Here is a 26,336-nt window from a genome sequence, read left to right as displayed (position 1 = left end):
CGTGGGAGCGTCTATGCGTAAATCCAGTGTCTGGCAGTGCAGCATTCTGTTTTTAGCGTCGCTGGTGTTAAGCGGCTGTGTCACCGTGCCCGACTCCATTAAAGGGCATTCGGAGACGCCACAGCAGGATCTGGTGCGGGTGCTCAGTGCGCCTGAGGTGTTTACCGGCCAGGAGTCACGCTTTGGCGGTAAAGTGATCAAGGTGGATAATCGCAACGGGATGACCCGTCTGGAAATCGCCGCGATGCCGCTGGACGACGGGGCCCGGCCCATTCTGGGCTCACCGTCCATGGGCCGTATTTTTGCCGATGTGAATGGCTTTATCGACCCGGTCGACTTTAACCAGCAGATGGTCACGGTTGTTGGCACCATCAAAGGGACGGAAAAGGGTAAAATCGGTGAAGCCCGGTATCAGTTCCTGGTGATTAGCGTAACGGGTTATCAGCGCTGGCACATGACGCAGCAGATTGTGACCCCGCCTCAGCCTATCGATCCGTGGATCTGGTATGGCCCGGGATACGGACGTCACCGCGGCGGCTACTGGGGGCCGGCCCCCTGGGGCTTCTACAATACCGGCCCGGCACAGGTACAGACCATCCTTACCCAGTAAGTTAAAAGCCAGACATTAATCGGCGGGTCCGCTGGATTTCAGCGGACCGGCCTTTTTTTTGATCCTCTCCGGACGAGAGAAATTTAGTGATGGACTTCGCAACCTCAAAACAGAGACCTGAGCAAACTGGTACGCTGAGTTAAAATAATGTTAACAAGTGCCGACCGGTCGAGGCTGCGATGACAACAAATAATAATTTTCGAGGTGATTCCTTGCATAAGGTTTGGTTAAACCGCTATCCCGCCGATGTGCCGGCTGAGATTAATCCCGATCGTTACGGTTCCTTAATTGACCTTTTCGAGCATGCAGCACTCCGCTATGCGGCGCAGACCGCCTTTATCAATATGGGGCAGACCCTTTCCTTCCGTCAGCTGGACGAGCGCAGCCGGGCGTTTGCCGCCTATCTGCAGCAGGGCCTCGGGCTGAAGAAAGGCGACCGTGTGGCGCTGATGATGCCCAATCTGCTGCAGTATCCCATCGCGCTGTTTGGCGTGCTTCGCGCCGGTATGATTGTGGTGAACGTCAATCCGCTCTATACGCCACGCGAACTTGAGCATCAGCTGAACGACAGCGGTGCCAGCGCGATTGTGATTGTCTCCAACTTTGCCCATACGCTGGAAAAAGTGGTGGCCAAAACCGCAGTAAAACACGTTATCCTGACCCGCCTTGGCGACCAGCTCTCCCCGGCGAAAGGCACGTTGGTAAACTTCGTTGTGAAATACATCAAGAAGATGGTGCCGAAGTATTATCTGCCCGGCGCCATTTCGTTCCGTCAGGTGCTGCAAAATGGTGCGCAGATGACTTACACCCGGCCGGAAATCCTCAACGACGATATCGCTTTTCTGCAATATACCGGCGGGACGACCGGCGTGGCGAAAGGGGCGATGCTGACCCACCGCAATATGCAGGCGAACCTTGAACAGACTAAGGCCACCTATGGCTCCCTGTTAAAAGCCGGGGAGGAGACGGTGGTTACTGCGCTGCCGCTATACCATATTTTTGCCCTGACCGTGAACGGCCTGTTGTTTATTGAACTGGGCGGCGCGAATCTGCTCATTACCAATCCGCGTGATATTCCGGGCCTGGTTAAAGAGTTAAGCAAATATCCGTTTACCGCCATTACGGGCGTCAATACGCTGTTTAACGCGCTGCTGAATGATGACGGATTTAACAAGCTGGATTTTTCTACCCTGACGCTGTCAGCCGGGGGAGGAATGGCGGTGCAAAAAGCGGTGGCAGAGCGCTGGGAAAAACTCACCGGTCATTATCTGCTGGAGGGGTATGGCCTGACCGAGTGTTCGCCACTGGTCTCGGTAAACCCTTATGACATTCAGTGCCATAACGGCAGCATCGGGCTGCCGGTGCCTTCAACCGATATCATGCTGGTGGATGATGAGTGGAATGAGGTGCCCGTGGGAGAGCCCGGTGAGCTTTGTATTAAAGGGCCGCAGGTGATGGCGGGTTACTGGCAGCGGTCGGAGGCGACGGAGGAAGTTTTAAAAAATGGATGGCTTCGCAGCGGTGATATTGTTACCGTTGACCACGAAGGTTTCCTGCGCATTATCGATCGCAAAAAGGATATGATTCTGGTCTCCGGGTTTAATGTTTATCCCAACGAGATTGAAGATGTTCTGATGCTGCATCCGAAAGTCCGTGAAGCTGCCGCCATCGGCGTGCCGAATGATGCGGCGGGTGAAACAGTGAAGATTTGCGTGGTGAAGAAAGACGACTCACTGACCAAAGACGAGCTGATCGCCCACTGTAAGCGTCATCTGACTGGGTATAAAATCCCCCGAATTGTTGAGTTTCGGGATGAGCTGCCGAAGACCAACGTGGGTAAAATCCTGCGCCGCGAACTGCGCGAGGAAGCGATGAAAACGCAACAACCGTCAGTCTGACAACGGCTGTTTTGCTGATAACGAATTATGCCGGGCTACCCGGCATTTTTATTGCGCACCGACCACTGACCGCTGGCCTGCCTGCCCGCGGCGAGAGAACGCTATTTTGAATTACATCATGATCACCACTAATGAAGCGCTGGCCGAAGTTTGCCAGCGTGCCCGTCAGGTTGCCGCTCTGGCGCTGGACACTGAATTTGTTCGTACCCGCACCTATTACCCTCGTCTGGGCCTCATCCAGCTGTTTGACGGTGAAACCATCTCCCTGATTGATCCGCTGCCAATCACCGACTGGACGCCATTTCGCGACCTTCTGCTGGATCAGCAGGTCGTCAAGTATCTCCATGCAGGAAGTGAAGACCTGGAAGTGTTCCAGCACGAGTTTGGCGTACTGCCGCAGCCGATGATAGATACGCAAATTCTGGCGGCATTCAGTGGGCGTCCGCTGTCCTGTGGTTTTGCCACTATCGTCGAGTCCTTCACCGGTATTGCGCTGGATAAGAGCGAGTCACGCACTGACTGGCTGGCGCGTCCGTTAACAGAAAAACAGTGTGACTACGCCGCCGCGGATGTGTTCTATTTGCTGCCAGTGGCAGAAAAGCTGGTGGCGGAAACGGAAGCGGCGGGGCAGATGGCCGCTGCCCTTGATGAGTGCCGGCTGCTCTGCCAGCGTCGCACCGCGGTGACAGACCCGCAGGAGGCGTACCGCGATATCACCAATGCCTGGCAGCTACGCCCCCGTCAGCTTGCTGCACTGCGCCTGCTGGCGGCCTGGCGCCTGACGCTGGCCCGTGAAAAAGACATGGCGGTAAACTTTGTCGTGCGTGAGGAAAATCTGTGGAAGGTGGCGCGCTACATGCCGGGCTCTCTGGGCGAACTTGACCATCTTGGCCTGCCGGGGCAGGAGATCCGTTTTCATGGCAAAGCGCTGGTAGCGATGGTGGCTGAAGCCAGCGCGCTGGATGAGGGTCGGCTACCAGAGCCGGTACCGAATCTGATCGACTACCCACACTATAAACAGGTATTTAAAAGCCTGAAGGCGCTGGTGGCGGAAACCGCAGAAAAGCACGGCGTCAGCCAGGAACTGCTGGCTTCACGTCGTCAGATAAATCAGTTGCTGAACTGGCACTGGAAGCTGAAACCACAGGCGGGTAAACCGGAGCTGATAGATGGCTGGCGTGGGGCGCTGCTGGAAGAGGGCATCGCTGCCGTCCTGGAGGCGGAATAAGCCTGCAATTTTCCCCTGCATTAGCAGGGGAAAATCATGAGCAGGAGAAGATCATTTCGGTGTTTCTTCCGTTTCCGTTTCCGGTAACGTCACGTTCAGTTCGAGAATAGAAATATCGTCATCTTTTTGATCCAGCTTAACGCTCAGCATCTCCGGATCAATTTTCACGTACTTACAGATCACTTCCAGAATGTCCCTTTTCAGCTGCGGCAGATAGTGGGGCTCGTTATCGCCCCTCCTGCGTTCCGCCACGATAATCTGTAGCCGTTCCTTGGCAATATTGGCTGTGCTCTTTTTTCGGGATAAAAAGAAATCGAGTAAGGCCATGGTTTATCCCCCAAACAGGCGTTTCAGGAAACCCTTCTTCTCTTCTTCAATGAAGCGGAAGGGGCGTTCTTCACCGAGCAGACGATCAACGGTATCAGCATAGGCTTTACCTGCGTCAGATTCGGCATCCAGGATCACAGGCTCACCCTGGTTCGAGGCACGTAATACTGACTGGTCTTCCGGGATCACGCCTGCCAGAGGGATACGCAGAATTTCCAGTACGTCCTCCATGCTTAACATGTCACCACGGTTAACGCGACCTGGATTGTAGCGGGTCAGCAGCAGGTGCTCTTTAATCGCATCCTGGCCTCGTTCCGCGCGGCGCGACTTGGAAGAGAGAATGCCAAGGATACGGTCGGAGTCACGCACGGAGGAGACTTCCGGGTTAGTGGTGATGATCGCTTCATCGGCAAAGTACAGAGCCATCAGCGCGCCGGTTTCGATCCCGGCCGGGGAATCACAGACGATGAACTCAAAATCCATGGTCGCCAGGTCATCCAGCACTTTTTCAACGCCGTCACGGGTCAGCGCATCTTTATCACGCGTCTGGGAAGCGGGAAGAATAAACAGATTTTCCGTACGCTTATCTTTAATCAACGCCTGATTCAGCGTGGCATCACCCTGAATAACGTTCACAAAGTCATACACTACGCGGCGCTCACAGCCCATGATCAGGTCAAGATTACGCAGGCCGATATCGAAGTCGATAACGACGGTTTTTTTACCTTTCTGCGCTAAGCCGGTAGCGATGGCCGCGCTGGACGTGGTTTTCCCAACGCCTCCCTTACCCGATGTAACAACAATAATGCGTGCCATATAATAATTTCCTTAAGAAAAGAAAGGGCTCGAGAGCCTGGCTCAGTTCAGTGTTTGTATAGTCAATGCGCCGTCTTTGAGGCAAAGACGCGACGCTTTTCCAAAAAATTCAGCAGGGATCTGATCCATCAGCCAGTAGTTCCCGGCAATAGAGACCAGCTCTGCAGATAAACTGGTGCAAAATATCTGGCAGTTTTTATCGCCAGAGGCACCCGCCAGAGCGCGACCGCGCATCATGCCATAAATGTGGATATTACCGTCTGCAATCAGTTCGGCACCGGCGCTGACGCTGCTGGTGACAATCAGATCGCAGTTTTTTGCATAAATTTGCTGTCCGGAACGGACCGGGGAAGCGATAAGCCGGGTCTTGGTGGCGGGCTGTTCAAACGGAATAGCCACCGGCTTAGCCTCGGCGCTGCGCTTTTGTTCTTTGCCTTCGCTTAATACGGGCAGGCCGGAGCGCGAGATCATCCGCTTTAACTGCTCATCTTTGCAGCCGCTGATGCCAACAATGTGCAAACCCGCTGAGACTATCGCCTGCTGCATCTGGCGCCAGTTAACATCGCTGGTTAACGAAGAAACATTGATCACCACCGGGGCATTTTTCAGAAACGCCGGGGCCTGACTGACCTTTTCCTCAATGGCTTTACGCACGATTTCAGGATCGGTGTGATGCAAATGAACGACCGACAGCGTGAAACTGCTGCCCTTTAACTCGATTGGCGATTGTGACATCTGTCCCGCTCAGTCCTGTTATTTCCTGTCCCGGCTAAATCAGCACCACTTTCAGGTGCTTAATCAAGGCAGGCAATATTCCGAAGTTCTGCAAGCATGTTATAGTTACTGTAATATTCAGGCAAGTGACCATCCCTGTTAATTCGAGTAAAAAATATGTTTTGTGTGATCTACAGAAGTCCCCAGCGCGACCAGACTTATCTTTACGTTGAAAAAAAAGACGATTTTTCTCGCGTCCCGGAGGCGTTGCTTAAGGGCTTTGGTAAACCTAAGCTTGCCATGGTGTTGCCACTGGACGGGAGCAAGAAGCTGGTAGGGGCAGATATTGAGAAAGTGAAAACCGCACTGCGCGAAGACGGTTTTTATTTACAACTTCCGCCCCCACTGGAAAGTCTGCTTAAGATGCATCTTAACGATGTAAAAAAAGATTAATTCGGAATCATCTGCAAATATATCTCTGCCGGACAGGATGCGTCCTGATATTTAAACATTACGGTAGAGATAGCGATAAAAAGGATGCCCGCATGAAGCCGTTAGCCCTTAAAGCCCTCGTTGTTTCTCTTGTACTGACCGGCAGCAGCGTCAGTGACGCCAGCTTCCTTAACCCACCCGCCAGCACCAGCAGTGCCGGTTCCACCGACAGCACGCTGGCAGCGCAGGGGCGCGATCCCGCGCAGTTCCCTGCCTATGTATTGCAGCTCAAAGAGCAGGCCCGCCAGCAGGGCTTCGATCAGGCGACCATCGATACGGCGTTTAACGGGGTTCACTTTGTTGACCGGGTGATCAAATCTGACCGGGGTCAGCTAGAGAATAAGGTGACGCTGGATGACTATCTGACCCGGGTAATAACCCCGGAAAAAATTGCCCAGGGGCGGGAATACCGCCAGCAGTATCAGAACGCACTGCAGCCAATAGCGGCGGCCTCAGGGGTACAGTCAGACTATATTGTTGCTCTGTGGGCGCTGGAGAGCCATTTCGGCAAGATACAGGGTAAGGAAGAGGTGGTATCGGCGCTGGCCACGCTGGCGTTTGAAGGGCGACGTGAAGCCTTCTTCACCAAAGAGCTGATGGCTGCCGTGCGTATTATTCAACGCCAGCAGATGACTGCAGCCGATCTGAAAGGATCCTGGGCCGGTGCGATGGGGCAAAGCCAGTTTATGCCCAGCTCCTTCCTGAACTACGGCAAAGATGGCGACGGCGACGGCAAAATTGATATCTGGAATAATCTGGATGACGTGTTTGCCTCCATTGCTAACTATCTGCAACGTGAAGGCTGGCGCGCCGGGCAGGGCTGGGGGACGGAGGTTACGCTGCCCGCAGGGTTCGATGTGCAGCAGGCCGGACTGAAAACGGCCCAGGCGAAAACACCGGCCCAGTGGCAGCAGGCTGGCGTTCAAGTGATCGATCCGGCAAAGAATAGCGCGCCGGGCCAGCGGGCCTGGATTATCACCCCCCAGGATGGCGGCGGGCGTTCGTTCATGGTTTATGACAATTTCCGTACGCTGATGAACTGGAATCGCTCGTACTATTTCGCTATCAGTATTGGCATGATGGCCGATGCCATTGCCGCGCAGTAACATGACAACCAGCCGCGCTGAGACGGCATGATGCCGACGCAGCCACGCTCACTCATCAGAGGTAAAAGCATGTATCAGCATCATAACTGGCAGGGCGCACTGTTAGATTTTCCGGTAAGCAAAGTGGTGTGTGTGGGCAGCAACTACGCCCAACACATTAAGGAAATGGGCAGTGCCACCCCGACGGAGCCGGTATTATTTATCAAGCCTGAAAGCGCTATCTGTGATATCCGCCAGCCGCTCGCGATCCCCCAGCATTTGGGTGCCGTGCATCACGAGATCGAACTGGCCGTTCTGATTGGCTCTACGCTGAAGCAGGCCACGGAGCAGCATGTGGCGCAGGCGATTGCCGGCTATGGCGTGGCGCTGGACTTAACCCTGCGCGACATTCAGGCGGGCTGTAAAAAAGCCGGACAGCCCTGGGAAAAAGCCAAAGCCTTTGATAATTCCTGTCCGCTGTCAGGGTTTATCCCGGTCAGTGAATTTACCCACGACCCTCAGAATGTAGAGCTGAAACTGATGGTCAATGGCGAAATTCGTCAGCAGGGATCAACGGCAGATATGATCCATAAAATCCTGCCGCTGATTGCCTATATGAGTCAGTTCTTCACGCTGCGCGCGGGTGATGTGATCCTTACCGGCACGCCAGCGGGCGTGGGGCCAATGGCCTCAGGCGATCGTCTCGAAGTCTCGCTGGGCGGTCACGGTGTGGCTACCCGGGTACTGTAAAGTCGGCTGAAAACTTGCAACTGAAGCCCAAACCCTCTATAAGGGCGGGGCTTTTTACTTTTACCGGACACCCAACATGACTGATACCCCTTTCTGGCAGCGGAAAACGCTGGAACAAATGAGCGACGAGGAATGGGAGTCCTTATGTGATGGCTGTGGCCAGTGCTGCCTGAATAAACTGCAGGACGCCGACACCGATGAAATCTATTTCACCAACGTCGCCTGCAACCAGCTGAACATTAAAACCTGTCAGTGCCGCAATTACGACACCCGCTTCGAGCTGGAAGAGGATTGCATTAAGCTGACCCGCGATAATCTGCCGACCTTCCAGTGGCTGCCGCCGAGCTGCGCCTATCGCGTACTGGCCGAAGGCAAAACGCTGCCGCCCTGGCATCCTCTGCGCAGCGGTTCGCGTGCTGCCATGCATGCCGCGCGGATCTCGGTACGCCATATTGCCGTGCATGAAAGCGAAGTGGTTGACTGGGAAGAGCACATTATTAACCGTCCGCGCTGGTACGGTAAATAATCACGCAGGTGGGAACAGGATGGGAAAGCTCCGCTGAGGCGGGGCTTTTTTTATGCCCGCGAGAAAAGAGCAGTACAGGCGGGCCGTAGCCCGCCCGCCGGGATTAACGCGAGAACAGATCGCGTCGTTTCGGCCGGAAAGGCTGACTGATCAGCACCAGTACGGCGATAGCCAGATACACGGCAAAGATACCTGCCAGCCACTGCGGCATGCCTAGCGTCAGGAAGGACCAGGACTTCTCAGCACAGTCACCGCTGGCAACGAAGACCGAAGGCAGCCACTTATCCAGCGGAAGCCAGGTTGGGAAGCGGGCCGCAAAATCGCAGGTGGCAAACGGAGAAGGGTGCAGCTGGATCATAGTGTGTTCCCACGCCAGCCTTACGCCTTCCCAGGCACTGTACAACCATATCAGGATCGCCACCCAGCGCAGCGGTGTTTTGGGGGCGATGGCACCGACAAGGCCTGCGCCCATAATGCCAAACAGGGCACAACGTTCATAAATACACATTACACAGGGTTTCAGCATCATGACATGCTGAAAGTAGAGTGCGGTCATCTCAAGCGCAAAAGCAGTCAGGGCCATCAGCAGCCACGCACCACGACCGCGAGAGCAGCTATTCAGGTATCTCAACATTCGTCTGTCCGTCTGGAATACATTTGTACGGCAGTGTAAACGAAAAGCCGCTGCAATCCAGCCAGCCGGGAGAAAAATTTAAGCAGGAAAATGACTTAAATTAATTCTGCCGGGAATAAATATCCTTTTTCCTGCCTGGGTCAGATACCTGACAAAGCGTGGCTGAACACCCCGTCTGACGGGCAACAGAGAAAGTCAGTTTTTTGCAGACGATCGCTTTTTCCTCCCCGGGTGAGCTAGGTGATGCCTGGTGCGTCTGGTATGATGAGCTGAATATTGAAGAAATAAACGCAACGGAAAAAGAACGCTATGGTCATTAAGGCGCAGAGCCCGGCGGGTTTCGCTGAAGAGTACATTATTGAAAGTATCTGGAACAGCCGCTTCCCCCCTGGGTCAATACTGCCCGCTGAACGTGAACTGTCTGAACTGATCGGCGTGACCCGTACAACATTACGTGAAGTCCTGCAGCGACTGGCACGCGACGGCTGGCTGACAATCCAGCACGGCAAACCCACCCGGGTCAATAACTTCTGGGAAACGTCCGGACTGAGCATTCTTGAAACTCTGGCCCGTCTTGATCACGACAGCGTGCCGCAGCTGGTGGACAACCTGCTCTCCGTACGGACCAATATTTCTTCAATCTTTATCCGTCGTGCTATACGCACCTACCCGGATAAAGCGCGTGAAGTGCTGGAAACCGCCAATCACGTTGAAGATCAGGCTGAGGCCTATACCAACCTCGATTACAGCATTTTCCGCGGACTGGCATTTGCCTCCGGCAACCCGATTTATGGCCTGATCATCAACGGCCTGAAAGGGTTATATACCCGCGTGGGGCGTCACTACTTCTCTAACCCTGAGGCGCGGCGTCTGGCCCAGGCTTTTTATCAGCAGCTCCTCACCATTCTGCAGACCCAGCAGTACGATCAAATCGTGGATAGTGTGCGTGACTACGGTCGCCGCAGCGGTGAAATCTGGCACGCCATGCAAACCAGCATGCCGACCGATTTACCCCCCCCGCGCCGTTAACCGACGCCAGCAATGTAAAAAGGGCTGACCGCTACTGCGGTCAGCCCTTTTTTTGTCAGGCGGCAGACCGGCTGCCGGGCCGGTCACTGCCGGGTGGTGTCAGAGCGTGCCTCCGGGACGGGGAGGGCAGCGATCAAGAAGTTCGACGGTGCCATCATCATTCTGCTGTTCCAGATTGATGTCGAAGCCCCACAGGCGGTGCACGTGTTTCAGCACCTCACGACGGCTTTTGTCCAGCGGCGCACGGTTATGCGGCACGTAACGAAGGGTCAGGGAGCGGTCACCGCGCAGATCGACGTCATAGACCTGAATATTGGGTTCCAGATTGCTCAGGTTGTACTGGGCGGAAAGCTGCTGGCGAATCGCCCGGTATCCCGCCTCATCATGGATCGCCGCAATCTCCAGGAAGTTATTCCGGTCATCATCCAGCACGGTAAACAGGCGGAAGTCCCGCATCACCTTGGGCGACAGGAACTGACTGATAAAGCTCTCATCCTTAAACTCCTTCATGGCAAAGTGCAGCGTATCCAGCCAGTCTGAACCGGCAATATCCGGGAACCAGTGGCGGTCTTCTTCCGTCGGCGCTTCGCAGATACGCTTAATATCCTGGAACATCGCAAAGCCGAGCGCATACGGGTTGATACCGTTGTACCACTGGCTGTTGTAGGGCGGCTGGAATACCACGTTGGTGTGGCTGTGCAGGAACTCCAGCATAAAGCGCTCTGACACTTTTCCTTCGTCATACAGATGATTCAGGATGGTGTAGTGCCAGAAGGTCGCCCAGCCTTCATTCATTACCTGGGTTTGTTTTTGCGGATAAAAATACTGGCTAACCTTTCTGACAATGCGCAGGCATTCACGCTGCCACGGCTCCAGCAGCGGGGCATTCTTTTCCATGAAATAGAGCAGGTTTTCCTGTGGTTCGGCAGGATAGCGAGTGCTGGAAAAAGGGGTTTCCTCACGCTCACGGCGCGGCAGAGTGCGCCACAACATATTGACCTGGCTTTGCAGGTACTCTTCGCGGCTCTTCTGCCGGGCTTTCTCCTCCTGCAGGGAAATTTTCTGCGGACGTTTATAGCGGTCTACGCCGTAGTTCATTAAAGCGTGGCAGGAGTCCAGCAGGCGCTCAACGTTTTCCACGCCATACCGTTCTTCACACTCGGTAATGTAATTACGCGCAAAGATCAGGTAATCAACGATTGAGCTGGCATCCGTCCAGCTGCGAAAGAGATAGTTATTCTTGAAAAAGGAGTTGTGCCCGTAGCAGGCGTGGGCCATGACCAGCGCCTGCATCGTCATGGTGTTCTCTTCCATCAGATAGGCGATACAGGGGTTGGAGTTAATGACGATTTCGTAGGCCAGGCCCTGCTGACCATGCTTGTAACGCTGTTCGGTTTCGATAAATTTCTTACCGAACGACCAGTGCGCATAGTTGATGGGCATCCCCACGCTGGAGTATGCGTCCATCATCTGTTCCGAGGTGATCACCTCGATCTGATGGGGATAAGTATCCAGCCGGTAGGATTTCGCGACGCGGTCAATCTCCCTGAGGTATACATCAAGCAGATCGAAGGTCCAGTCTGGTCCATCATCGAGTCGTTTGCTGTCCTTAACCGGAACGTCAAAGATCGTGGTCATAGCGCACTCCTTTTTATAAAACCGGATTATCCTGCGGCAGAATCTCCGTTTTCATGTCGACCTGTCCGCACCCGGATGGCGCGGAGAAGCCTGGAATTAAAGCCAATATCTCAATGATAGTTCACTGTCTCTTATCCCTCCCGTTAAAACAATTGAAATCTACGATACAAAATCCATCCTTGTTTAAAAAAAGATTTTTACGTGATGGTAAATCCATTTTCAACACTCTTTTGTGGAATAAAATTCTGTTTATAACCTTATGTTATGGCACGGTGGGAATGTTCTGGCATTAGCGCATTTATGCTATTTACTGTTTATTATCTGCTTTAAAAAGCAATAAGGCAGATTATGCTACTGAATTTGGCGCTCAATGTTGTTTTTATTTACCTGCAGGGTAAAAAAGATGTGAAATATGCCAGCGCAATGTGAATGTTATCACTGGTGTTTTCCTCCGTCATGTGGGCGATAATCCAGTGCATAATGCTATTATTTTTGTTTGTGGGGGTAGGTATGCGAGTTGTCATTTTGGGCAGTGGCGTCGTCGGCGTGGCCAGCGCCTGGTATCTGGCCCAGGCCGGGCATGAGGTGACGGTTATCGATCGTCAGCCAGCCGCCGCGCTGGAAACCAGCGCGGCTAATGCCGGTCAAATCTCGCCGGGCTATGCCGCTCCGTGGGCGGCCCCTGGCGTGCCGCTGAAAGCCGTTAAATGGATGTTCCAGCGCCATGCACCTCTTGCCATCCGCCTGGACGGCAGCCGTTTCCAGCTGGCCTGGATGTGGCAGATGCTGCGCAACTGCGACATGCGTCATTACCAGCAGAATAAGAGCCGGATGGTGCGCATTGCGGAGTATAGTCGCGACTGCCTGAAAGCACTGCGCCAGGAAACCGGTATCGCCTATGAGGGGCGACAGGGCGGCACGCTGCAACTGTTCCGCACGGCCCAGCAGTATGAGAGCGCGGCAAAAGATATCGCCGTATTGAAAGAGGCGGGTGTGCCCTATGAACTACTGGAAGCTGCCCAGCTTCGTCAGGCAGAACCGGCGCTGGCGGCCACTCAGCATAAGCTGACCGGCGGGCTGCGTTTGCCTAATGACGAAACGGGAGACTGTCAGCTCTTTACCCAGCGCCTGGCAGCCATGGCTGCGGAGGCGGGGGTAACTTTCCGTTACAACACTGCAGTGGATGCTCTGGAACAGGAAGGGAATCGTATCACCGGCGTCAGATGCGGCAGTGAACGGATCACCGCCGACGCCTACGTTGTGGCCTTTGGTTCATTTTCGACGGCGCTGCTGGACGGCATTGTTAACGTGCCGGTTTACCCGCTAAAAGGGTATTCCCTGACAATACCGATAACGGATGCCGGGGCTGCCCCGATCTCTACCGTGCTGGACGAAACCTACAAAGTGGCCATTACCCGATTTGATGACCGTATCCGTGTTGGGGGGATGGCCGAAATCGTCGGGTTTAACACCCGTCTGTTACCTGCGCGCCGCCGCACGCTGGAGATGGTAGTCGGCGATCTCTTCCCCCAGGGGGGCAATATTGAACAGGCAACGTTCTGGAGCGGTTTACGCCCGATGACACCGGATGGAACGCCTGTTGTAGGTCGTACCCCTTTGAAAAACCTGTTCCTTAATACCGGTCATGGTACTCTTGGCTGGACGATGGCCTGTGGTTCTGGACAGCTCCTGGCGGATCTTATTTCCGGCGTGACACCGGCGATTTCTGCTGACGATCTGTCCGTTATGCGCTACCTGCCCGGTTTTATTCCGGCACCGGCCCGCACGACGCTGCACAGCGCCAACGTTCGTTAACGCATCGTATTGTTTTACAAGGAGAGGGTATGGCTCGTCCGATTGTCGCAACGATTAACCGCGCCGCGTTGCGGCAAAATCTGGCAGTAGCGCGCCAGGCTGCTGGCGGCTCACGCCTGTGGTCAGTGGTCAAAGCCAACGCTTACGGACACGGTATTGAACGTGTCTGGCAGAGCCTGGCGGATACCGACGGTTTCGCCCTGTTAAATCTTGAAGAGGCGATCCTGCTGCGCGAGTGCGGCTGGAAAAAACCGATCCTTCTGCTGGAGGGATTCTTCCATCCTGAGGACCTGGCGATCGTCGATCGCTACCGGCTGACCACAAGCGTACACAGTAACTGGCAGATCCAGGCCCTGGCGAAAGCGTCCCTCTCTGCCCCGGTGGATATCTACCTGAAAATGAATAGCGGAATGAACCGGCTGGGCTTTCAGCCCGGACAGGTACATAACGCCTGGCAGAAGCTGCGTTCGCTCGGTAACGTCGGTGAGATAACGCTGATGGCCCATTTTGCCGAAGCAGAAACAGCGGAAGGCATTGCCGAACCGCTCAGACGCATTGACGAGGCCGCCGAAGGTCTGAACTGCCCACGTTCGCTGGCGAACTCGGCCGCCACGCTGTGGCATCCGCAAACGCACCATGACTGGGTGCGTCCGGGGATTATTCTGTATGGTGCCTCTCCGAGCGGCCAGTGGCAGGACATTGCCAGCAGCGGTCTGCAGCCGGTGATGACGCTGACTTCCGACATCATCGGCATTCAGCAGCTGACGGCCGGTAGCGGAGTCGGCTACGGCAGCCGCTACCGTGCAACGGGCGAGCAGCGTATCGGTGTGGTGGCCTGTGGCTATGCAGACGGCTATCCGCGCCATGCTCCCACCGGTACGCCGGTGATGGTGGATGGGGTGCGCACACAGGTAGTGGGCGCCGTTTCGATGGATATGATCACCGTCGATTTAACCCCGTGCCCGCAGTCTGGCATCGGCAGTCAGGTGGAGCTGTGGGGGAATAACGTGAAGATTGATGAAGTGGCTGCGGCATCCGGCACCGTGGGATATGAGCTGATGTGCGCGCTCGCCCCCAGAGTGCCGGTGATTGTTGACTGAACTCAGAGCGCGGTCAGCGTACCGCGCACTTTTTTGCTCATCCGCCACGCGGTCAGTGCCAGCAGGGCTCCGGCCACCATCATCAGAGCCAGGGCAGATTTTTCTGCAATGGGCAGCGCCATCACCAGCAGACCGGCGGCCGAACCGCCCGCCATCTGAATGAAACCAGCCAGCGCCGAGGCCACCCCCGCCTGCTGCTGATAAGGTTCCAGCGCGTAGCTGGTCGCGGGTCCCACGGTGAAAGCCAGCCCGGCAACGGAGATGGCCACCGGCAGCATATACAGCGCCCAGTGCGTCTGTGCGGCGACAGGGAACAGCACTACCCCTGCCATCAGTGATACCGCGCCCAGCGTCATCGCCAGTGCGCCTGTGGCCAGACAGACAGGACGGCCGAGCTTGCGGATCATCTTATTCACCAGCACACTCACCAGCATGATCCAGAATCCGTTGGCCCCGAAGGCAATGGAGAACTGGAGCGCGCTGAGTTTTCCTTCGGTCATCAGCACCTGCGGGGCCAGCGAGACATAGGTCAGTACCATACCCAGCGCCCCGGCGTTAGCAAAGGCGAAGGCAAGGAAACGCGGCTGACGCAGGATCTGCCAGTATTGCCGTACCGGCAGGCTTTTTACCTTCTGCGTATCGGCAGGACGGGTTTCCGGCAGGAAAACGATCACCAGCAGGGTGATAAACAGCGCATAGCCCGTCAGGAACCAGAAGTTCGCCCGCCAGCCGAACGCACCGGCCAGCACTCCACCAAGTAAAGGGGCGAGCGCCGGAACGATATTCAGGGCACCGTTTAAGAAACCGTAGGCGCGTGCCGCCTCGTCGCCATTCAGGCGGTCGCGCACGCCGCTGAATGCCACTACGGCGGTACAGCATACGGCACAACCCTGAATAACGCGGGCGCTGAGGAACTGAGGCCAGCCACTGGCCGTTGCCGCCAGTACGCTGCCCGCGACATACAGTAACAGGCCGGTCAGCGCGACAGGTTTACGGCCAAGATTATCAACCAGCGGACCGGCAATAATCTGACCCAGGCCCATCACCAGTAAAAACAGCGGGATGGTGGTCTGGATAGCAGAAACCGGCGTGTTCAGACCGACAGCGATATCGGGCAGCGTGGGCAGATAGAGATCGATGCCCAGTGGCGCAAGCAGCACCAGGCTCAGTAACAGTAGCGTAAATTTTTGCATGGCAGGTGAGGCGTCCAGAGTAAAGCAAGCCCGACAGGGTAAAGATAACCGACAGAAAAGAAAAGGGGAAAGTGATCAACGCGGGGAGGGAGAGTGTCAATCGTCATTGCCACGGTGGCAATGACGATGACAGTCAGAGATACAGAGCGGGCCGGTTAATACGCACCGTCGCGGCGCAGTACCACCCCGGCGGTTTTAAACAGAATGGCAATATCCGTCCACAGCGCCCAGTTTTTGACGTACCAGGAATCGAAGTACACGCGGGTATCATAATCGATATCGTTGCGGCCGCTGACCTGCCACAGGCCGGTCATGCCCGGTTTGGCCATCAGATAGTAATCAACATCACCGGCGTAACGTTCCAGCTCGGCTTCGATTACCGGACGCGGCCCCACCAGACTCATTTCTCCGCGGATCACATTCCATAGCTGTGGCAGTTCGTCTAGGCTGGTCTTGCGCATAAATGAACCAATCTTCGTCACCCGGGGATCGTTCTTCAGTTTGAAGTCCTTATCCCATTCGGTCCGCGCCTCTTCGCTGGTGGCCAGCAGTGTTTCCAGCACTTCTTTAGAGTTCATCACCATTGAGCGGAATTTAAGGCATTTAAACTTTTTACCGTCCTGGCCGACACGTTCATGGCCGTAAATCGGGCTGCCGCCATCACGGCTGACCAGCCAGCAGATCAGGCCAAAGGCCGGGGCCAGAAACAGCAGCAGCAGCGACGCGACGACCACATCAAAGGTACGCTTGAGGAAGCGGGATGAACGTTTCGCCAGGTTATTGCTGACGCGTAGCAGCATTACTTCATGACTGAAGATAAAGGACATGTCAGTGCCGTACAGGGGAACCCCTCGCAGGGTGGGCACCACGGAGACAGAACGACACTTCTTCTTCGACAGTAGCTTCAGCCATTTATCGCGACTGGCGCGCTGGTCGTTCTCCATTGCAACGATAAACTGGGTGTTATCCAGGTCGACGCTGTCCCAGACGATATCCTTATGGGTGATCACCGGAATACCGTTGAACGACTCCGCGCCATCCTTCTCCCCGGAAGCGGCGACAAACGCTTTAACGTCGTAACCCAGCAGCTCTTCACTTTGCAGCGCCGCATAGGCTTCACGGGCATTTTTACCGGAACCGATGATAATCGTGTGTTTCTGCCACTGGCCGGCTTTCAGGATGGCATTCTTTACGCAGGAGCGCAGGAGAGGCACCAGAATTAAGGCATACAGCCAGGTGAAGCTCCACAGCATGCGGGAAAAATCCCATTTGGAAAACGCAATCAGTGCCAGGTCTAACAGTGAGAAAATCACCAGCGTTTTAATAATTTCTTTTAATTCAAACCAGAAGGGTTTGCGATAAGTATAGTGACGCAGCCGCATCCAGAACCAGGCGGTACATAATACTGACATTACGGATTGTGCAATAAAACGGACTTCTACTTCCTGCGGTGGGATAAAAATATCCAGGTTACCCCAAATACCCTGCAATGTGGCAGCGGATAAAAACAGGGCCAGATTGATAGAGAGTAAATCTGAAAAACTTAACGCAACTTTCGCAATAACATTCTTACGTGTGCCGCTAAACGTACGGCGACTGTCGTTGAGTACCAGAGTACTTGCCATAATGCCTGCTCTCTTTTAATGAGAAATCAATGACCTGACGAGGATCCAGCCCGCGTGCAGGCGTCTCTACATTAACCCCTTTGGGTTTATCAGACTGACGTTGTGTGGCCATTATTGTTACGGTGTTCAGGGCAGCGGAGCGGTGGTTTAAAGAGGGTGACCACGCAATTCCGTCACATAATGAAGAATGAAGTATGCAGGAGTTAATTGTGTTAGTTAATACGGGATAATCCTAAAAGCAGGTGAAAAATCAAACAGCGGATTAATCTTAAGGGGAGAGTGAAGCGGGCTGTAATAATTAAAAATGATGACAGTGGGATAAATGAATAAAGGCGATTTGATGAATCTGAACGCCTCACAGATAACAATTCTGTATTCCAATTTTGTCAGAAGGCAGAGTGCCTCTGCCAGCGGGCAGAGGCGCGGAGGAGGTTATTCTTTCTCTTCCTGAACCTTGACGCCAATCTTCACAATTTCATTGGCTTCTTTTTCTGCTACCGTCCAGATCATGTTTTTCCATTCCACCTGATCACCCACCACCGGTGCTCCGCCAATCAGGCCCAGCACCAGTTGGCCCAGCGTCTGATGCGTGTCGGCATCGTCATCCAGCTCAATACCGTAAATCTCTGAGACATCGTGCAGGCGGGCATCGGCCTGCAAAATAAAGTCACCAAAGAAGCGCTGATCGAGCGAAACCGGCGGTGACTGGCTGAACAGCTTACCCAGTGCCGGAAGATCCCGTTCGCGGCCGATGACGCACAGCACGTCATTCTCTCTCAGGCGTGTGCTACCCGTCGGGTGCAGCAGCAGATTGTCACGGAAAAGGGCAGCAATGCGTGTTTCCCGTGGCATCACCAGGTCGCGCAGCGCGGCACCCACACACCACTTGTCCGCGCTGAGCTGATAAACAAACTGCTCCCACGGGTTTTCCGGGTGAATATCCAGACCCACGCGGGAGATGGGGGAAGCCATCGGCGGCACCACCACGCGCGCCTTGCGCGCTGCCCAGCCCAGTGATGTTCCCTGAACCATCAACGATACCAGCACCACAAAGAAGGCAATATTGAAGAACAGCGAGGCATGGGGCAGCCCCGCCATCATCGGGAAGACGGCGAGAATGATCGGCACCGCGCCGCGAAGTCCGACCCAGCTGATAAACACCCGTTCGCGAATGTTGAAGCCGCGAAACGGCAACAGTCCGATCATCACCGACAGCGGACGGGCAACCAGAATCAGGCAGAGCGACAGCAGGGTGGCAGGGATAGCGATATGCCACAGGTCCGTCGGATTAACCAGCAGACCAAGAACCAGGAACATGCCAATCTGACTCAGCCAGGCCATACCGTCGAAGGTTTGCAGAATGCCATGCCGGTTGCGGATCGGCCGGTTGCCCAGCACATAGCCACACAGATAAACGGCCAGGATACCGCTGCCTTCCAGGACGGTGGTCAGGGCAAACACCAGAATGCCGCCGCTGACCGCGAGCAGTGGGTAGAGGCCGCTGGCCAGTGAAACGCGGTTAATCAGCTGCAATAAGGCCCAGCCGCCGCCCAGACCGAGCACGATGCCCAGGCCAAACTGCTGTACCAGGTGCACGACAAACATCCAGCTTAAGCCACTCTCGCCGTTCTGGATCATTTCGATCAGGGTGATAGTCAGGAAAACGGCCATCGGGTCGTTGCTGCCGGACTCAATTTCCAGTGTGGCGCTGACGCGTTCGTTCAGCCCCTTGCCGCCCAGCAGAGAAAACACGGCGGCGGCATCGGTGGAGCCGATAATGGCCCCAACCAGAAAACCGTTCATCAGATTGAGGTCAAACAGCCAGGCAGCGGCCAGTCCGGTCAGGCCTGCGGTGATCAGCACGCCGACCGTAGCCAGGGACAGCGCCGGACCTAACGCCACTTTAAAGGAGCTGGCCTGAGTTCGCATTCCCCCATCCAGCAGGATCACGGCCAGAGCGAGGTTACTGATCAGATAGGCGGCAGGATAGTTGTCAAAAGCAATCCCGCCGATGCCGTCAACGCCGGCCAGCATGCCCAGCACGAGGAAGATCACCAGAATCGGAATGCCCAGCCGGGAGGAAAAAGAACTCAGGAGAATGCTCGACGCAACCAGCACAGAACCAATAATGAACAAACTATAAATCGCGCTGGCTTCCAAAGGGCACCTCTCAGTCACGTAAAAAAAACCGGATTCACCGGGGCGGCAGGCCGCAGTAAAAGGTCAAAATCTGAACGCAAGCTATGTGCATCCAGAAAAAATTTATAACTCAGGATAAAATATCGCAAAACAAGCAGAAGTAAATGCCGCACAGTGCGCCGAAAATGGCCTTTAATTGGCCAATGGGCGACTGGGCATCAAATAAACGGTATGAAAACGCGATAAAAGCCTGTTACTGGCTATTATGCCACGTGAAAGCCGTCGGTAAGGTAACAATGCGAGGACAGGGCAGAAATATCTCAGCCGACAGGGTGCCGGCTGAGGAGGCGGCGTCAGTATTTCTCTTCCACCTGTTTATGGAACAGGGCGCGGAACACCGGATAAATGTCTTCGGGTTCACGTATGTGCTGAATGGCAAAATTATCGAACGTGGACTGCAAATGTTCATATTCGCGCCACAGGGTCTGATGGGCGCGCCGGGTGATTTCAATATAACTGTAGTAACGCACCACCGGCAGAATGTTTTTCGCCAGGATTTCGTGGCACAGCGGGGAGTCATCAGCCCAGTTGTCGCCATCCGAGGCCTGTGCTGCATAGATGTTCCACTGTGTGGGGTCGTAGCGCTCCCTGACTACCTCATCCATCAGTTTGAGCGCGCTGGAGACAATCGTCCCGCCAGTTTCCTGCGAGTAGAAAAACTCCTGCTCGTCGACCTCCTTTGCCTGGGTGTGGTGACGAATGTAAACCACATCGACATTTTTATAAGTCCGGCTGAGGAACAGATACAGCAGGATATAAAAGCGCTTGGCCATATCCTTAGTGGCCTGGTCCATCGAACCGGATACATCCATCAGGCAGAACATAACGGCCTGGCTGGAAGGCTCCGGTCGCTTCTCGAAATTCTTATAGCGCAGGTCAAATGTATCAATGAAGGGCACGCGCTTGATGCGGGCGCGCAGTTCATCAATTTCCAGCCTGAGGCGCTCCTCTTCCAGCAGTTGAGCCGGTTCGCTGTTTTCAACCTGCAGCAGGGTCTCTTCCAGTTCGGCCAGTAAACGACGCTTACCTGCGGTCATAGCGGTGCGGCGTGCCAGCGAGTTCTGCAGGGAGCGCACCACGCTGATGTTGGCCGGTACGCCGTTAGCGGTGTAGCCCGCACGGTGGGTTTTATACTCATTCAGCTGCCGGTGCTGGTTTTTTTTCAGATTCGGCAGGGCAAGGTCCTCAAACAGCAGATCGAGGTATTCATCTTTAGAAATGTTAAAGACAAATTCATCCTGGCCTTCACCGTCCTTGCCGGCATTTCCCTGACCACTTCCACTGCCGCCACCCCCTCCCTGAGGACGTTCCACCCGGTCATTTTGCACAAAGTGGTCATTTCCCGGGTGTACGCGATGGCGTTCACCGCCGCGGCCCTGATGAAATCCCGGCTCGTTAATATCTTCTACTGGAATAGAGACGGATTCCCCGCTCTCAACGTCGGTCACCGAACGCTTGTTGATGGCCTCGGAAATCGACTGTTTGATTTGCGATTTATAGCGGCGCAAAAAGCGCTGACGGTTCACCGCGCTTTTGTTTTTACCGTTAAGACGCCGATCGATAAAATAGGCCATAGCTCCCCCAAACAGTGTTGCCGTCCGGACCAGCCTTGCTGCACGGGTCCGGATGGGTGCGACTTCCGAATCAGGATGATTTTCTAACGCGCAAATACCATTCACACAGCAGGCGAACCTGTTTGCGGGTGTAGCCTTTCTCCATCATGCGGTCGACAAAATCGTCGTGTTTTTTCTGCTCATCCGTGGATGTTTTTGCGTTAAAGGAGATAACCGGCAGCAGCTCCTCGGTATTCGAGAACATTTTCTTCTCGATCACGGTGCGGAGTTTTTCATAGCTGGTCCAGTTCGGATTCCGCCCGTTATTATGTGCCCGGGCGCGTAGCACGAAGTTGACGATCTCATTACGGAAATCTTTCGGGTTACTGATCCCCGCCGGTTTTTCAATTTTCTCCAGCTCCGCATTCAGGGACTCACGATCAAACAGCTGGCCGGTATCCGGGTCGCGGTATTCCTGATCCTGGATCCAGAAGTCAGCGTATGTGACGTAGCGGTCGAAAATATTCTGACCATACTCGGAATAAGACTCCAGGTAAGCCGTCTGGATCTCCTTGCCGATAAACTCAGCGTATTTCGGGATCAGGTAGCCTTTCAGATGTTCAAGATACTTCTCAGCCTGTTCCTGAGGGAACTGTTCGCGGTCGATCTGCTGTTCCAGTACATAAAACAGGTGTACCGGGTTGGCTGCCACTTCCGCGTGATCAAAGTTAAACACGCGGGAAAGTATTTTAAAGGCAAAGCGCGTGGATAAACCGTTCATTCCTTCGTCCACGCCCGCATAGTCACGGTACTCCTGATAGGATTTCGACTTAGGATCGGTATCTTTCAGGCTCTCCCCGTCATAGACGCGCATCTTCGAATAGGTGCTGGAGTTTTCCGGCTCTTTCAGGCGTGAAAGAATTGAGAACCGTGCCAGGGTTTCCAGCGTGCCTGGCGCACACGGTGCGTGCGTCAACTCGCTGTTCACCAGCAGTTTGTCGTAAATCTTAATCTCTTCCGAGACCCGCAGGCAGTAAGGGACTTTGACAATGTAAACACGGTCAAGGAAGGCCTCATTGTTTTTGTTATTGCGGAAGGTCACCCATTCAGATTCGTTAGAGTGGGCAAGGATAATACCGTTGAACGGCAGGGCAGAGATCCCCTCCGTCCCGTTGTAGTTCCCTTCCTGCGTGGCGGTCAGCAGGGGATGCAGCACCTTAATCGGTGCCTTAAACATTTCCACAAACTCCATAATGCCCTGGTTGGCCCGGCACAGCGCGCCTGAATAGCCATAGGCATCCGGATCGTTCTGAGCGTGATTTTCCAGCTTACGGATATCCACTTTCCCCACCAGCGCAGAGATATCCTGGTTATTCTCATCCCCGGGTTCAGTTTTGGCTATGGCCACCTGTTCCAGAATGGAAGGCCAGACTTTGACGACTTTAAAGCGGGTGATATCGCCGCCAAAATCATGCAGGCGCTTTGCCGCCCACGGCGACATGATGGTACCCAGGTAGCGGCGCGGTACGCCGTACTCTTTTTCCAGAATATGGGCATCTTCCTGCGGATTAAACAGGCACAGCGGATGGTCGTTGACCGGGCTGCGCTCACCGTCCGCCGTCAGCACATAAATCGGTACGCGTTGCATCAGGGATTTGAGACGTTCAGCGAGGGAAGACTTCCCGCCGCCCACCGGTCCCAGAAGGTAGAGGATCTGTTTCTTCTCTTCCAGTCCCTGTGCTGCGTGTTTCAGGTAGGAGACAATCTGCTCAATCGCATCTTCCATACCATAAAATTCTTCAAAAGCCGGATAACGGGCGACCACTCGGTTTGAAAACAGTCGGGAAAGTCGTGGCTCCAGGGCGGTATCCACCATCACTGGCTCACCAATAGCCATTAACAGTCGTTCCGCCGCGTTGGCGTAGGCACTGCGATCCTGACGACAAATGGTCAGAAATTCCTGCAGTGTGAACTCTTCGTCCTTGGCAGCTTCATAGCGCTGACGGTAGTGATCGAATATATTCATGGGATGCCCGTCCTTTCTTTTTTAGCACAGGTACCAGGAGCCTAAGAAGAGTCAGCCCCTGAAGGAACTTAAGTGAGTACAGCAACCCTTATGCCAACCTGACGGTTTTATCGGGCGGGATAACATTGCCGCTCACTCTACTCGTTGGAATTTAGCGTCTTATAATTAAGCGTAGATCGCATTCAGGAAATTTCCTGACGGGTCTGCCATTTTCAATGAAATTTCAATAACAAAGTCATAAAGCGGCAAAACAAAGGCCTTGTCTGACGCGGGCTGACAGACTTTTGTAAAACAACCCTGCCCATTACAATTGGGAATGTGTCGGATAATTGATGATATGTGCTACTAATCATGTAAATTTATGACTCTGTCCGCCCATACTGTTTAAACTGATCAGTTGATTGTTATATTAATGGAATGAATAAATTGTGAACCAATTCAAACTTACAGCGCTTACTGTTCTTTTACCTGCCTGTTTTGCTGCGCCACTCGCACAGGCCAACCCGCTGACGCTGGGCGCGTCTCTGCTTTACAGTCAGAGCCCTTATAAAAGCGGGCAGGACCGTTACTATCCCGTGCCCATCGTTAACTATGAAGGCGACAGCTTCTATATCCGCAGTCTGCAGGCGGGTTACTATCTGTGGAAAGATCCGCAGGACCAGCTGTCTCTGACCGTGCTGGGCTCACCGCAAAACTACGATCCAGACGATGCGGACGACAGTGACATGAAGTCGCTGAATAAACGGCATATGACCCTGATGGGCGGTGTCGCTTACCGTCACAGTGCCGACTGGGGGATTGTCCGCACTACGCTGGTAGGGGATATGCTGGATAACAGCAACGGCATTATCTGGGACCTGACCTATCTCTATCGCTTCGAATTCAGCCAGTTCAGCCTGACGCCGGGTATCGGTGCGCTGTGGAGCAGTTCTAATCAGAATAACTATTACTACGGTATCTCGTCTGCGGAATCGCGCCGCAGCGGACTGGATCGCTACGATGCAGACAGCAGCTGGAGCCCGTATGTTGAACTGACCGCCGGCTGGAATATCAGCGAACACTGGAATGCCACGCTGGCCGGCCGCTACAGTCGCCTGGGCGATGAGATCAAAGACAGCCCGATGGTCGACACCAGCTCTCAGATGCTGCTGTGGACCGGGGTCAGTTATACCTTCTGATGCCAGCCAGTCTGCACCATAAAAGGGCGCTTTGCGCCCTTTTTGCCAGATGAACTGCGCCAAAACCGTGCAAGGAGAAACCAGTGAGCCGCAAAATCACCTTTGCCGATGGGACCGTTTTACCTGCTATAGGTCAGGGAACCTGGTTTATGGGAGAAGATCCGGGTCAGCAACGCCATGAAATCGCTGCACTGCAGGCCGGTCTGGAACGGGGACTGACGCTGATTGATACTGCTGAAATGTACGCGGACGGGGGTGCAGAACGCGTGGTCGGCAAAGCGCTCGAAGGGCGTCGGGATCGTGCGTTTGTGGTGTCTAAGGTTTACCCGTGGAATGCCGGCGTGGACGATGCAGTGGAGGCGTGTGAGCAGAGCCTGAAGCGCCTGAACACCGATTATCTCGACCTGTACCTGCTGCACTGGCGCGGTAATATTCCGCTGGAAGAGACAATACGCGCCATGATAGTTCTGCAGCGGCAGGGTAAGATCCGCCGCTGGGGCGTGTCGAATTTTGATACTGACGATCTGCAGGAGTTACTCGCCCTGGAGGGCGGCGGGCGTTGTGCGACCAATCAGGTGCTTTACCATTTGGCCTCCCGGGGGATTGAGTACGATTTACTGCCCGAGTGCCAGCGGCTGGCGATGCCGGTAATGGCTTACTGTCCGCTGGCGCAGGCGGGGCGACTGCGCACTGAGCTGATGAATCACCCGCCGCTGGTCGGCATTGCGAGGCAGAAGGACATCAGCGTCGCCCGCCTGCTGCTGGCATGGGCAATCCGTAAAGAAGGGGTGATGGCGATCCCCAAGGCGGGCAGCATCGCACACGTGGAAGACAATGCCGCCGCGCTGGACGTGTCACTGAGCAATGAGGAGCTGGCGCTGATCAATCAGGCTTTTCCACCTCCCGCTTCAAAGCTGCCACTTGACGTGGTCTGAAGCGGCAGGGAGCCCCCGGCGGGGGCTCCTGACCGGATCCTCAGCGGCGGTTACGCACGCGGAAGGTGGTCGCCAGGCGGGCGGGTTGTTCACCTGCACTGATCATCGGCTTACTGACGTGTGCGGTTTCAACGCAGACCATCGTTTTAAAGCCTTCATTCGCCATGTCTCCCATGCTGCAGGAAAGTTCTGCACCCGGGTTCCATGTGACAACGTCACTTTGGTAATGGTGATGGACTTCGATGACCCGCTGTCCGGCCTTATCCTCAATGACGCTGCAGTCTGACGGCTGCGTATAGATGCGGTCGATACGCTGCGGGTAGGTCTGTTTGCCGTCCACAGCGGTGCCGGTGATGCCGTTATTCACCTTGTCGATGTAGCTCTGCCCCAGGCCGCTGACTTCCACCCCTGCAATGTCAGCCACGGCAAAATAACTGTGCAGAGCGGCGGTGGCTTCAAAGTCTCCGTGCGCTTCCAGTTCGATCTCACAGCGGTCCCCCAGGCGGAAGCGGGCAAGAAGCGTGAAATCGTGTGGCCACAGTTTCCGGCTCTGTTCACTGCTTTTTAATTCAAAGGTCAGCATTACGCTGCTCTCATTTTCATCATGCGCCGTTAAGGTCCACGGCAGCGTGCGGGCAAAGCCATGTGCCGGCTCACCGGCGGGCCCGAACCACGGCCAGCAGATCGGCACACCGCCGCGAATAGCCTTGCCCGGCGTCCACGCCGTTTTTTCGCTTAACCAGATAACGGGTTTTTCACCGGCAGGCTGCCAGGCGATCAGCTGCGCACCCTGCAGCGTCACCGCGGCACGCACTTTGGGATGCACGACCACTACCACGGGCAGGTCGCCCACCTGACGCTGGGAGAGGTAAGGGGTAATCTGGTTAATCACCGGCAGTGAAAAAAGTGTCTCGTTCATCATTCAGCCTTCTGAAATTTAACCATAAAAAAAGGGCGACATTGTC

23 protein-coding genes are annotated in these 26,336 nt (G+C 54.8%); 12 read left to right on the top strand and 11 right to left on the bottom strand.

The features are described 5' to 3' along the window. Window positions 1-13 precede the first annotated feature (13 nt). The 3 genes from IFU29_RS02670 to rnd all read left to right on the top strand — a co-directional run bounded on the left by IFU29_RS02670 (window position 14) and on the right by rnd (window position 3,736). On the top strand, window positions 14-610 hold the full coding sequence (locus IFU29_RS02670) for a Slp family lipoprotein (RefSeq protein ID WP_191932548.1): 597 nt from the start codon (window positions 14-16) through the stop codon (window positions 608-610). Window positions 611-822: 212 nt separating this feature from the next. After that, the gene (gene fadD / locus IFU29_RS02665) at window positions 823-2,508 is read left to right on the top strand and encodes a long-chain-fatty-acid--CoA ligase FadD (RefSeq protein ID WP_191932547.1); all 1,686 of its coding nucleotides are present in this window, start codon (window positions 823-825) and stop codon (window positions 2,506-2,508) included. A gap of 118 nt (window positions 2,509-2,626) precedes the next feature. Next, window positions 2,627-3,736, top strand: coding sequence for a ribonuclease D (rnd, locus tag IFU29_RS02660; protein ID WP_191932546.1), 1,110 nt, complete (start codon window positions 2,627-2,629; stop codon window positions 3,734-3,736). 51 nt (window positions 3,737-3,787) lie between these two features. Here rnd and minE read toward each other — a convergent pair whose 3' ends face one another. Genes minE through minC form a run of 3 tightly spaced genes read right to left on the bottom strand, consistent with a single transcriptional unit; the run spans window position 3,788 to window position 5,614 of the window. Beyond that, window positions 3,788-4,063, bottom strand: coding sequence for a cell division topological specificity factor MinE (minE, locus tag IFU29_RS02655; protein ID WP_191932545.1), 276 nt, complete (start codon window positions 4,061-4,063; stop codon window positions 3,788-3,790). A 3-nt stretch (window positions 4,064-4,066) separates the two neighbouring features. Next, window positions 4,067-4,879, bottom strand: a complete 813-nt coding sequence (gene minD, locus IFU29_RS02650; RefSeq protein WP_191932544.1) for a septum site-determining protein MinD — start codon at window positions 4,877-4,879, stop codon at window positions 4,067-4,069. Window positions 4,880-4,921: 42 nt separating this feature from the next. Further along, window positions 4,922-5,614, bottom strand: coding sequence for a septum site-determining protein MinC (gene minC / locus IFU29_RS02645; RefSeq protein WP_191932543.1), 693 nt, complete (start codon window positions 5,612-5,614; stop codon window positions 4,922-4,924). A gap of 156 nt (window positions 5,615-5,770) precedes the next feature. Here minC and IFU29_RS02640 point away from each other — a divergent pair, with 156 nt between their 5' ends. The 4 genes from IFU29_RS02640 (at window position 5,771) to IFU29_RS02625 (ending at window position 8,446) form a co-directional block, all read left to right on the top strand. Then, window positions 5,771-6,046, top strand: a complete 276-nt coding sequence (locus IFU29_RS02640) for a YcgL domain-containing protein (protein WP_191932542.1) — start codon at window positions 5,771-5,773, stop codon at window positions 6,044-6,046. 92 nt (window positions 6,047-6,138) lie between these two features. Then, a complete protein-coding gene (locus tag IFU29_RS02635; protein WP_191932541.1) occupies window positions 6,139-7,191 on the top strand; it encodes a lytic murein transglycosylase in 1,053 nt (350 codons plus the stop codon). 69 nt (window positions 7,192-7,260) lie between these two features. Continuing rightward, window positions 7,261-7,920 carry a fumarylacetoacetate hydrolase family protein gene (locus tag IFU29_RS02630; RefSeq protein WP_191932540.1) on the top strand — a complete coding sequence of 220 codons (660 nt, stop codon included), beginning with the start codon at window positions 7,261-7,263 and terminating at the stop codon, window positions 7,918-7,920. Between the two features lie 76 nt (window positions 7,921-7,996). Next, window positions 7,997-8,446, top strand: coding sequence for a YcgN family cysteine cluster protein (locus IFU29_RS02625; protein WP_191932539.1), 450 nt, complete (start codon window positions 7,997-7,999; stop codon window positions 8,444-8,446). Window positions 8,447-8,549: 103 nt separating this feature from the next. Here IFU29_RS02625 and dsbB read toward each other — a convergent pair whose 3' ends face one another. Then, window positions 8,550-9,080 carry a disulfide bond formation protein DsbB gene (dsbB, locus tag IFU29_RS02620; RefSeq protein ID WP_191932538.1) on the bottom strand — a complete coding sequence of 177 codons (531 nt, stop codon included), beginning with the start codon at window positions 9,078-9,080 and terminating at the stop codon, window positions 8,550-8,552. A 309-nt stretch (window positions 9,081-9,389) separates the two neighbouring features. Here dsbB and fadR point away from each other — a divergent pair, with 309 nt between their 5' ends. Beyond that, window positions 9,390-10,109, top strand: a complete 720-nt coding sequence (fadR, locus tag IFU29_RS02615; protein WP_191932537.1) for a fatty acid metabolism transcriptional regulator FadR — start codon at window positions 9,390-9,392, stop codon at window positions 10,107-10,109. 99 nt (window positions 10,110-10,208) lie between these two features. Here fadR and IFU29_RS02610 read toward each other — a convergent pair whose 3' ends face one another. Next, on the bottom strand, window positions 10,209-11,747 hold the full coding sequence (locus tag IFU29_RS02610; RefSeq protein WP_191932536.1) for a SpoVR family protein: 1,539 nt from the start codon (window positions 11,745-11,747) through the stop codon (window positions 10,209-10,211). Window positions 11,748-12,257: 510 nt separating this feature from the next. Here IFU29_RS02610 and IFU29_RS02605 point away from each other — a divergent pair. Together IFU29_RS02605 and dadX are read left to right on the top strand one after the other, a co-directional pair. Continuing rightward, window positions 12,258-13,562 carry a D-amino acid dehydrogenase gene (locus IFU29_RS02605; RefSeq protein WP_191932535.1) on the top strand — a complete coding sequence of 435 codons (1,305 nt, stop codon included), beginning with the start codon at window positions 12,258-12,260 and terminating at the stop codon, window positions 13,560-13,562. A gap of 29 nt (window positions 13,563-13,591) precedes the next feature. Continuing rightward, complete coding sequence (dadX, locus tag IFU29_RS02600) at window positions 13,592-14,662, top strand: catabolic alanine racemase DadX (protein WP_191932534.1); 1,071 nt, start codon at window positions 13,592-13,594, stop codon at window positions 14,660-14,662. A 2-nt stretch (window positions 14,663-14,664) separates the two neighbouring features. On the opposite strand, the gene IFU29_RS02595 is transcribed toward dadX, so the two are convergent. The 5 genes from IFU29_RS02595 to yeaG form a co-directional block, all read right to left on the bottom strand. Next, window positions 14,665-15,855 carry a multidrug effflux MFS transporter gene (locus IFU29_RS02595; protein WP_191932533.1) on the bottom strand — a complete coding sequence of 397 codons (1,191 nt, stop codon included), beginning with the start codon at window positions 15,853-15,855 and terminating at the stop codon, window positions 14,665-14,667. Between the two features lie 155 nt (window positions 15,856-16,010). After that, window positions 16,011-17,480, bottom strand: coding sequence for an undecaprenyl-phosphate galactose phosphotransferase WbaP (wbaP, locus tag IFU29_RS02590; protein ID WP_191932532.1), 1,470 nt, complete (start codon window positions 17,478-17,480; stop codon window positions 16,011-16,013). 432 nt (window positions 17,481-17,912) lie between these two features. Continuing rightward, window positions 17,913-19,640 carry a potassium/proton antiporter gene (locus tag IFU29_RS02585; RefSeq protein ID WP_191932531.1) on the bottom strand — a complete coding sequence of 576 codons (1,728 nt, stop codon included), beginning with the start codon at window positions 19,638-19,640 and terminating at the stop codon, window positions 17,913-17,915. A gap of 332 nt (window positions 19,641-19,972) precedes the next feature. Further along, on the bottom strand, window positions 19,973-21,253 hold the full coding sequence (locus tag IFU29_RS02580) for a YeaH/YhbH family protein (protein ID WP_191932530.1): 1,281 nt from the start codon (window positions 21,251-21,253) through the stop codon (window positions 19,973-19,975). Between the two features lie 70 nt (window positions 21,254-21,323). Beyond that, entirely contained in the window at window positions 21,324-23,258 is a 1,935-nt protein-coding gene (gene yeaG, locus IFU29_RS02575; RefSeq protein ID WP_191932529.1) for a protein kinase YeaG, read from the bottom strand. 428 nt (window positions 23,259-23,686) lie between these two features. Between yeaG and IFU29_RS02570 the strand changes: the two genes are divergently transcribed. Both IFU29_RS02570 and IFU29_RS02565 read left to right on the top strand, forming a co-directional pair. Continuing rightward, window positions 23,687-24,436, top strand: a complete 750-nt coding sequence (locus tag IFU29_RS02570; protein ID WP_191932528.1) for a MipA/OmpV family protein — start codon at window positions 23,687-23,689, stop codon at window positions 24,434-24,436. Window positions 24,437-24,519: 83 nt separating this feature from the next. Then, a complete protein-coding gene (locus IFU29_RS02565; RefSeq protein ID WP_191932527.1) occupies window positions 24,520-25,371 on the top strand; it encodes an aldo/keto reductase in 852 nt (283 codons plus the stop codon). Between the two features lie 40 nt (window positions 25,372-25,411). Here IFU29_RS02565 and IFU29_RS02560 read toward each other — a convergent pair whose 3' ends face one another. After that, the gene (locus IFU29_RS02560; RefSeq protein WP_191933101.1) at window positions 25,412-26,290 is read right to left on the bottom strand and encodes a D-hexose-6-phosphate mutarotase; all 879 of its coding nucleotides are present in this window, start codon (window positions 26,288-26,290) and stop codon (window positions 25,412-25,414) included. Between the last annotated feature and the right edge of the window lie 46 nt (window positions 26,291-26,336).

Origin of the sequence: Erwinia persicina (assembly GCF_014838825.1) — a bacterium.
Lineage (GTDB): Bacteria > Pseudomonadota > Gammaproteobacteria > Enterobacterales > Enterobacteriaceae > Erwinia > Erwinia persicina_A.
Note: the sequence above shows the minus strand (reverse complement) of the source record. Positions and strands in the feature narration are given on the sequence as shown.